Source organism: Caballeronia temeraria (assembly GCF_001544795.2).
In the GTDB taxonomy this organism is placed as follows: domain Bacteria; phylum Pseudomonadota; class Gammaproteobacteria; order Burkholderiales; family Burkholderiaceae; genus Caballeronia; species Caballeronia temeraria.
On record NZ_FCOI02000070.1, the window covers coordinates 1 to 8,401 of the forward strand.

An 8,401-nucleotide genomic window follows, 5' to 3' on the forward strand; every position below is an offset into this window, starting at 1 on the left:
GGTGGAGGCAACGGCGGTGGCGGCAATGGCGGCGGCGGCCACGGTGGTGGCGGCAACGGCGGTGGCGGCAATGGCGGCGGCGGCCACGGTGGTGGCGGCAACGGCGGTGGCGGCAACGGCGGTGGCGGCAACGGCGGCGGCGGCCACGGCGGTGGAGGCAACGGCAACGGCAACGGCAGCGGCGGCGGCCACGGTGGCGGCGGCGGCAGTGGCGGTGGCGGCGGCGGCGGCGGCCACGGCGGCCGTTGATCGAGCGGTAAAGCGGAAGGAAAGAACCGATGCCCGTCACACGGCATCGGTTTTTTCTTTTGAAGACTCCCTCGCCGCGAGCCCTTCGCGGAACGACACTCAGCGCACTCACACCAACGCGCGCAAACTAGCTCCTTCCCACTCGCGACGAAGGACCCTGCCCATGCCCGCCGATACCTTCACTCTGAACGGCCGCATCGCGCTCGTGACTGGCGGCTCGCGCGGCATCGGTCGTGCGATTTCGCTCGCTCTCGCCGCGCGCGGCGCATCGGTGGCGGTGAATTATCGGCAGCGGGGAACGAGGCCGCCGACCTCATCGCGCAAATCGAACGCGCCGGCAATCGCGCGATCGCCGTGCGCGCCGATGTATCGATCAGCAACGACGTCGACGCGATGATCGCCGACATCGAACGGCGCCTCGGCCACATCGACATTCTCGTGAACAACGCAGGCACCGCGACGATGATCGATCTCGACGATCTCACCGAAGCCGAGTTCGATCGCACGCTGGCCGTCAATCTGAAGTCGGCGTTTCTGTGCACGCAGGCCGTGCTGCCCGGCATGCGCGCGCGGCGCTGGGGCCGCGTCGTAAATCTGTCGTCGGCGGCGGCGCGCGGGCCGGGTCTCGTGGGCATTCACTACAACGCATCGAAGGTCTGACGCGCGGCTATGCCGCCCGGCTCGCACGCGATGGCATCACGGTCAACGCCATCGCGCCCGGACCGATCGACACCGAGATGGCCGGTCCGCTCAAGGCATCGAACCTGGCGGAGCGGCTACCCGTCGGTCGGCTGGGAGAAGCCGATGAAGTCGCGGACGTCGTGACGATGGTCATCGGCGACGCGTTCATCGCCGGGCAGACGATCGCCGTGAATGGCGGCGCGAGCTTCATCTGACCGGCACATCGAGTGACAGCGCGCGGCTAGCCCCGCGGCGGACCGGCGTGCGTCACGACGTCCTTCACACCCGGCGCATTTTCGGCAGCGACGCGAATGGCATCCGTTGCGTCCTCGCTCGTCGCCGGAATCCAGCAGTGCACGGTCCCGTTCTCCACGATGACATTCTCCCGCGCCAACGCCCACGGATGCGCCGACATCGCGGCGATGACCGCCTCGCGGATCGAGTGGTCGCTGATATCGGCATCGACGGGCAACTCGGGCGCCATCGTCACGAGCGCGCGAATCAGATTGGCGCGGCTCACGACGCCGACCACCTTGCCGTCGCGCATCACCGGCACGCGCTTGATGCGCTTGCGTTCGAGCAGCTCGGCGATGTCGGCGACCGGGCATGTTTCGGTCACGGTCGCGACGTCGGTGGTCATCACGTCCCTGACCTTTCTCGCGTGCTCCTTGACATACTGGCTCGCGAGTTCGCGCGTCGATGCGACCAGTTCCAGCCACCAAGCACGCTGCTTCACGCCAGTGCCGATCTCCGCGCGATGCATCAGATCGCCCTCCGTGACGATGCCGAGCAAGGTGCCGTCCTCGTCGATCACGGGCATTCCACTGATGCCCGCGAAGACCATCGTGCCCGCGGCCTGGCGCACGGACATGTCGGGACTGGCCGATACGATCGATGTCGTCATGATGTCAGCAGCTCGCACGTCAATCTCCTTCGTTGAAGAAAGCAGCGTTCTGATAAGCGCCACGGCGGGTGCCGTGCCGTTGATGCAGGTCAATCGTGCAGAAGGACACGATGAAAAAATGAGGGCGACCCTTTCGCGTCCGCGTGCCTGCGGATGCGGAGCTACTCATGGGAGCCGTCATGAAAGATACAACAGAACACGCCGTGATTCACGTCATCCGGCTCGATCACAAGCGCCTCGCTTCCGTGACGGCGGCCATGCTCGATTTCGTCCATAGACTCGGAGACGGCAGCGAGCCTCCCGATCCCATCGTGCTGCGCGCGATGCTCTACTACATCCGCGAATATCCCGAGCAGTTTCATCATCCGATGGAGGATCGCGTGCTCTTCGCGGCACTGCGAAGCCGCACCGATGAGTTCAACGCTGTCCTGGACCAATTGCATCGCGAGCACCTGGCGGGCGATGTGCGGCTGCGCGATCTGGAGCACGCGCTCACGCGCTTCGAGCTGAAGGGCCAGGCGGCGCTATTCGGCCTGCGCACGATCATGGAGGAATACGTCGAGTTTTGCGCGAACCACCGGCGCGTCGAAGAGACGGTCATTCTTCCTGCCGTCGAACGTCATCTGACGGACGTCGACTGGGCGCGCATCGACGCCGCCGCCGGCGACCGCTCGGACCCCTTTCACGAAGCCACCTTTGAAGGCGAGAGCTTCGAAAGCCTGTATCGCCTGATTGCAAAGGCGGTGCCGGCAGTCGAGAAAACGATCGAGTGAAATCGGTCATTCCTATGAAGTAATTTTTTCTGCCACTGCAACACAACAGCAGATTTTTTTACTGTGACAGGGATTTACATTCATCTCATAAGACGATAACCTTGCTGCCGTTGGTCAGGTTTCGGCAACGGTTGCCGATGTGACGCAAAATCTCCGAAATATCAGGAAATTTTGACCGCACACGCAAACGTTACCGGGTTCCAGACTACGACGCCTTCGAACTGAGCTGGCTTGTCATTTCGTAAGGCCTTGAGGGTAAGCGCAATCGTTTGCCCTACTCCGCCATCCAGAGCGCTTGCCGTATCGCGCACTGGACCCAACAGTGAATCCGTGCCGTCCGGTTTGTTCCGCAGCGTCTCCACTTTGGCGGCGGGCAGACAAACTTGCTCTGAGCATGTAGTTTGGATGACTAATGAGTGTCATCTCGACGACAACACGGATGAGCGCGATGCCTGAGGTACCCGAGGGCATCAAAAGTCACTGAAGAGGTCCGGCAGCGTCCTGGGTTTTACGAGCCTTATGCAAATACATTAGCACTGCTAACGCAATGACGAACACTAACCAGACCTCTATTCGCAGCTTCAATTTCTTCTCGGCGCGCAAGGCCGCGGCCATCGCAACGGCGGCGCTCACGAGCGTGTTGCTCGCAGCTTGCGGCGGCGGCGGCGACACCGCACTCGACGCGACGGGCAAGAGCGCGACCGCATCGGACTCGGCCGCGCCCGAATCGACCGCCAAGGCGGCGACCAGCACGTCCATCTTCTACGGCGCGAACGGCCGCAACACGAACGGCGGCGCGTACGACGCGACGTCCGTGGCGACGCAGCTCGCGCAACTGAAGGACATCGGCGCGACGATCTATCGTAACGACGTGTACAACCTCGCCTCGGCGAAGGTCGTTGCGAAGATGGCGCAGACGATGGCCGCCAGCGGCGTGACCGTGTACCCCGTGATTCTGCTCGGCACCGGCTTCAATTCGGAGCAGGACGCCTATAACGCGGCCTACACGCTCGGTCAGCAAGTCGCGAGCACCTACAAGTACAAGTATTACGAGGTCGGTAACGAACTCGAAGCGCAAGCGCTCAATGGCAACGTCGATGGCACGAGCTGGACGCACTACAAGAACCAGCCTTTCGTCGTCGCGCGTGGCGTGATTCGCGGCCTGATCGCCGGCGTGAAGTCGCGGGACAACGCGGCGAAGATCGTCGTGAACGGCACGTGGCTGCACTACGCGTTCTTCCAGATGCTGATGGACGGCTCGCAACCCGACGGCACCCGCGGCCATCCGACCGTGAACTGGGACATCACCGCATGGCACTGGTATTCGGACCAGAAAGACATGACGCATGCATGCGGCGGCACGGGCTGCTACGACATGCTGGGCGTCCTCCATTCGTTCGGCAAGCCGGTATGGCTCAGTGAATTCGGCGTGCGTCCGAACTACGGCTCGGATCAGGCGATCGCGAACTACATGGTCGGCAACACGATGATGGCGCAGTTCCAGAGCGTCGCGTCGAAGTACAACCTCCAGTCGATCCAGGCATTCGAGCTTTACGACGACAACGAAGGCAACTTCGGCCTGATGAAGTCCGACGGTCAAACGACGAAGCCGGCTTACTGGTCGTACAAGAACTTCGTGGCCACGCATCCGATGTAATGTGCGCGGGGCTCCAACGCCCCGCTGAACGAACCCTTGTTTTCACGAGCGACCCTTTGCGGTCGCTCGTTGCGTTTCAGCCCCTGAAAATAGGCGATTTCCCTGATCGGGACGCGTGCTTTATCGGCACGACTATATGACTGGTATTCCGGCAGAGCGGCTTGCCGGCGGCTGCGCTGCACCCTAACCTGACTGCGAGCCTGCCCTTCCGACAACCGGGTTGGCCATCCCATACGATCCATACCTTGCTTCGTCCTTCGCTCGCGGAGGATGCAGGGTCCTATTGGAGAAGATATGCGCGACAACCTGATGCCGGTCATCGAACGAGACGAGACACTCGTCTGCATTCCGCAGAATCCGCCGTTCGCACGCAATGAACGCGTGCGCTCCATTCTTTACTGCCGCGGACTCGGCGCGGCGTCGATGGTGGCACTCGCGAGACGGCTCGCGTCGGCAGGCCGGCGATTCGAGCTGCACCACTTCGCGCGATCGGCCGATCACGCGGCTCTCGTCGACGAATTCGATGCGCTGCGCAGTCACGGCAAGGTCTATCAGCATTTCGACCTGCCCGACGATCTCTTCGCGCAGAAAAGCGCCTCCGCGATGAGCCCGACTCACGCCAGCACGCAAATCTTTTGCAGCGGGCCGCCTGCTTTCACGGATCTCGTCGAGCGTCAGGCGCGCGAGTGGGTGCATGCATCGAACATCCACAAGATCGTGATCAACGACTCGCCACGCGGCGTGAAATCGGCTAGCGCAAACCGTTAGAACGCAGCCGGATCGAGCCCCAGCGCGCGCGCCAGTTCGCGCGGCGAGCGCACGATCTGCGCTTGCGGCGGAAAGAGCGCGGCGCCTTCGTCGTCGAACGGCCATGCCAGCACGCGCATGTGCGCTGCGATCGCGGCGCGCGCGCCGGTCGGACTGTCTTCCACCGCGATCACTTCCTCGGGCGCGAGCCGCAACAGCCACGCCGCGCGCTCGTACGGCTCCGCACTCGGCTTGCCTTCGCGCACATCGTTGACGCTGATGGTCACGAGCGATGGCTCTTCTATGCCGAGCGCCCGCAGATTCGCTTCGAGCAGCATCCGCGATGCGTTCGACACGATCGCCTGCGTGATCCCCGCCGCCTTCGCCGCCCGATACACCTCGAGCGCACCGGGACGCGGCACGAGACCGGGCGCGTTCTCAAGATAAGTCCGCGCGCGGTACATCGACCACTCCGCGAAATCCACCGAAAGGCCGAAGCGCTCACGGCACAGCGCGTGCACTTCGCGCCCTGTCTTGCCGAAGACGAGCGGATGCATCTCCTCGCCCGCTTCCACGCCGTGGCGCGCGAGCGCGGCAATCAACGTCTTCAGATGCAGCGACTCGCTTTCCGCGAGCGTGCCGTCCATGTCCCACAAGATGGCTTTGATCAAAGCTGGTTCTTCCCCTGTCGTTCGCGCGCCGGTCGCCGCGAGATTGGCGCAGCCTATCACGCCCTCGTCGCCCGCCGCTTCCGGCGTAGCGTTTATCTATACGGCCATATAATATTTGCGCATGCATCGACACGACTTCAATTTTCCGAAGGACGAGATCATAAGCAAACACTTCGCGTCGGCGTGATCGCGGGGGGACGTCCCGAGTTCGACTACGGCGATGGAAACCGAAATCCCCGCGATGCTGATGGCGCGTCACGATTCGTCGAGGCCGAGCGCTTCACGTTTCATTCTCTTTTTTTGCCGGATCCCGTTTTCGTGTTGGTCTATTCGCGCTGCCCCTATGCGGGGCGGCAGTCACTTTCTTTGCTGCTGCAAAGAAAGTAACCAAAGAAAGCAGCTCGTTAAGGCCCGCGGTCACACGTAGTTTGGGTAGTTCTCTCGTTGAAGGTGGCACTCGCCTAAGGAGTGCCCTCGTAGGCCCCATCGGGCTTGGATCGCGCACGGTCTGCCGCTTCGTACCACATAGCAAATCGGTTCAGCACGAAATAGCTCCGGCCCCGCTTCGCGGCCGATGGGTCAATCGGGTCGGCGTGCGCTTTCTCGCTAACACTTCCATCTCACCGCCCAAGCGTCAGGCTGGTTTCCCTTGCATACCCGGCGGCAGCGCGCAGCGCTGTGCCGGAACCCTTTCGTGCTGAACCAGCACTTTGGAGCGACTAGCTTGTCAGACCGTGCGCGATCCAAGCCCGGTAATTATGATGAGGGCACTCTTTAGGCGAGTGCCACCGAGGACGAGAGAACTACCCAAATCGCGTGTGACCGCGGGCCTGAGAAGCTGCTTTCTTTGGTTACTTTCTTTGCAGCAGCAAAGAAAGTGACTGCCGCCCCGCACAGGGGCGGTGCTAATAGCCCGCAAAGAATTCAGGATTCCATATAAACACAGGACTATCCACTACGCTGGCCCAGCGCGGGCGCGCTGACGAGCGGCTTCGTGCGCGCGGCGGTGCTGTCGTCGGAGGAATTGCTCAGCCGCGTGCGGCATGCTCCGGCACGCAAGTGAACGAAACGGTCGACGTCTGCTCTTCGAGCGAACGCACGCCGCTCGTCGCTTCCGACCTGATCGCGACGCGTTGCGAGCGCTGCTTGCAATAGTCGGTGGCGGCATCCAGCGCGGCGTTGCGCGCCGTCACCCAGGACATGCGCGTGCCGGTTGCCTTGCCGGTGACGGTGTATGTGTCGGGCTGCGCGCCTGCCGTGACGCCGTTCGTCGTGCCGCACGCGGCGAGCAGGCAAGTGACTGCGATCGCGCCGAACACACGTGGCGTCGCGATCATCGATCTTAGGTAGGAAATCATGCTGGTGGACCGTGAATTTTGAGATACGGTCCGAATGGTACAAGCGCTCGCGAATTTCTTCACAGATCAGAGGAAAGGCGCTGTGTTCACGATCGATGCGATGTTCGCGCTCAGGCCTGCGCGATGCGATCCAGCAGGTGCTGCAAACGCGAATGCTGACTCGGCGCGAGGCCGGGCGTGGAAATCGCCTGCACGACCCGTGCGCGCCAGTATGTCTTGGAAAAGAGCGAATTCGCGCCTTCGAGATTCAGTACTTGCTCGAAGTGTTCGATCGCCGTATCGAGATGACCGACGCTATAGAGGAGTGTGCGTGCGCCGAAATTGTTCATGGCACGGATGGTTCAGATGAAGTTTGAATCGATGCGATGCAACGCGGCGCGCGCCGATACGCGCGCCGCTTCCCGGCATCAGCTCATGTGCTGGCCGCCGTTGATCGCGATGTTCGACCCCGTGACAAAGCCCGCGTCGTCGGAGCAGAGGAACGCGACGAGCGCCGCGACTTCCTCCGGCTTGCCGAGACGCCCGGCCGGAATCTGCGGAAGAATCTTCGTGTCGAGAATCTCCTGCGGAATCGCAGTCACCATCTTGGTCGCGAGATAGCCCGGCGAGATGGTGTTGACGGTCACGCCCTTCTTCGCGACTTCGAGCGCGAGCGACTTCGTGAAGCCGTGCATGCCCGCCTTCGCCGCGGCATAGTTCGTCTGGCCGATCTGACCTTTCGAGCCATTCACCGACGAAATGTTGATGATGCGGCCAAAGCCACGCGACACCATTTCTTCGCAGACCGGCTTGGTCATGTTGAAGACCGAATCGAGATTGGTGCGCAGCACGGCATCCCAATTCACCTTGGTCATCTTCTTGAACGTCGTGTCCTGGGTGATGCCGGCGTTGTTCACGAGGATATCGATCGGGCCGACTTCGGCCTGGATCTTCGCCACGCAGTGCTGGGCGGAATCGTAATCGGCGACGTCCACGCCGTACGCGCGGAAGTTGTAGCCCTGGCGATCCATGCTCGCGAGCCATTCGCCGACCTTGGCGTTGCCCGGCGAATGCGTCACGACGACGGCGTAACCCGCGTCGTGCAGCTTCATGCTGATAGCTTCGCCCAGACCGCCCATGCCGCCCGTCACCACTGCGATTCGCTTAGTCATGCTGATACTCCTCGTCAAAATCTCTCAGGTTGATGAATCTCGGTACGGCGCCCCGCGCGACCATGCTGCCCGACGCTTGTATTGATTTAATGACGCGTCGAGCCGCGCGCGCGGCGCCTGCCTACTGCATGCGTTACGGACGTTCCACCGCCAGCGCGACACCCATGCCGCCGCCGATACACAGCGACGCCAGACCCTTCTTCGCGTCGC

The 8,401-nt window shown here is 62.4% G+C and carries 10 protein-coding genes and 1 pseudogene; 5 read left to right on the top strand and 6 right to left on the bottom strand.

Annotated elements, in window-relative coordinates:
• The coding region (locus AWB76_RS41955) for a hypothetical protein (RefSeq protein ID WP_208606666.1) at positions 1-237 on the bottom strand (237 nt) is incomplete at its 3' end.
• A gap of 175 nt (positions 238-412) precedes the next feature.
• Between AWB76_RS41955 and AWB76_RS42825 the strand changes: the two genes are divergently transcribed.
• Positions 413-646: an SDR family NAD(P)-dependent oxidoreductase gene (locus AWB76_RS42825; protein WP_279616479.1), complete on the top strand. Its 234-nt coding sequence runs from the start codon at positions 413-415 to the stop codon at positions 644-646.
• Positions 598-1,145, top strand: a pseudogene (locus tag AWB76_RS38065) (SDR family NAD(P)-dependent oxidoreductase). Before AWB76_RS42825 ends, AWB76_RS38065 begins: the two are co-directional and overlap by 49 nt.
• 26 nt (positions 1,146-1,171) lie before the next feature.
• Here AWB76_RS38065 and AWB76_RS38070 read toward each other — a convergent pair.
• Positions 1,172-1,852 (bottom strand): CBS domain-containing protein, encoded by a 681-nt coding sequence (locus tag AWB76_RS38070; protein ID WP_061165241.1) that lies wholly within the window; start codon positions 1,850-1,852, stop codon positions 1,172-1,174.
• 161 nt (positions 1,853-2,013) lie between these two features.
• Between AWB76_RS38070 and AWB76_RS38075 the strand changes: the two genes are divergently transcribed.
• The 3 genes from AWB76_RS38075 (at position 2,014) to AWB76_RS38085 (ending at position 5,032) form a co-directional block, all read left to right on the top strand.
• Positions 2,014-2,607, top strand: a complete 594-nt coding sequence (locus tag AWB76_RS38075) for a hemerythrin domain-containing protein (RefSeq protein ID WP_061165242.1) — start codon at positions 2,014-2,016, stop codon at positions 2,605-2,607.
• 547 nt (positions 2,608-3,154) lie between these two features.
• Positions 3,155-4,264 carry a glycosyl hydrolase gene (locus AWB76_RS38080; protein ID WP_061165235.1) on the top strand — a complete coding sequence of 370 codons (1,110 nt, stop codon included), beginning with the start codon at positions 3,155-3,157 and terminating at the stop codon, positions 4,262-4,264.
• A 294-nt stretch (positions 4,265-4,558) separates the two neighbouring features.
• Positions 4,559-5,032, top strand: coding sequence for a ferredoxin reductase domain-containing protein (locus tag AWB76_RS38085; RefSeq protein ID WP_061165236.1), 474 nt, complete (start codon positions 4,559-4,561; stop codon positions 5,030-5,032).
• On the opposite strand, the gene AWB76_RS38090 is transcribed toward AWB76_RS38085, so the two are convergent.
• From AWB76_RS38090 to phbB, 4 genes are all read right to left on the bottom strand, one after another.
• Entirely contained in the window at positions 5,029-5,682 is a 654-nt protein-coding gene (locus AWB76_RS38090) for an HAD family hydrolase (RefSeq protein ID WP_061165237.1), read from the bottom strand. The genes AWB76_RS38085 and AWB76_RS38090 overlap by 4 nt on opposite strands.
• A gap of 1,028 nt (positions 5,683-6,710) precedes the next feature.
• Positions 6,711-7,040: a hypothetical protein gene (locus tag AWB76_RS38095; RefSeq protein ID WP_061165238.1), complete on the bottom strand. Its 330-nt coding sequence runs from the start codon at positions 7,038-7,040 to the stop codon at positions 6,711-6,713.
• 110 nt (positions 7,041-7,150) lie between these two features.
• On the bottom strand, positions 7,151-7,369 hold the full coding sequence (locus tag AWB76_RS38100) for a hypothetical protein (protein WP_061165239.1): 219 nt from the start codon (positions 7,367-7,369) through the stop codon (positions 7,151-7,153).
• Between the two features lie 78 nt (positions 7,370-7,447).
• Entirely contained in the window at positions 7,448-8,191 is a 744-nt protein-coding gene (phbB, locus tag AWB76_RS38105) for an acetoacetyl-CoA reductase (RefSeq protein ID WP_061165240.1), read from the bottom strand.
• Positions 8,192-8,401 lie beyond the last annotated feature (210 nt).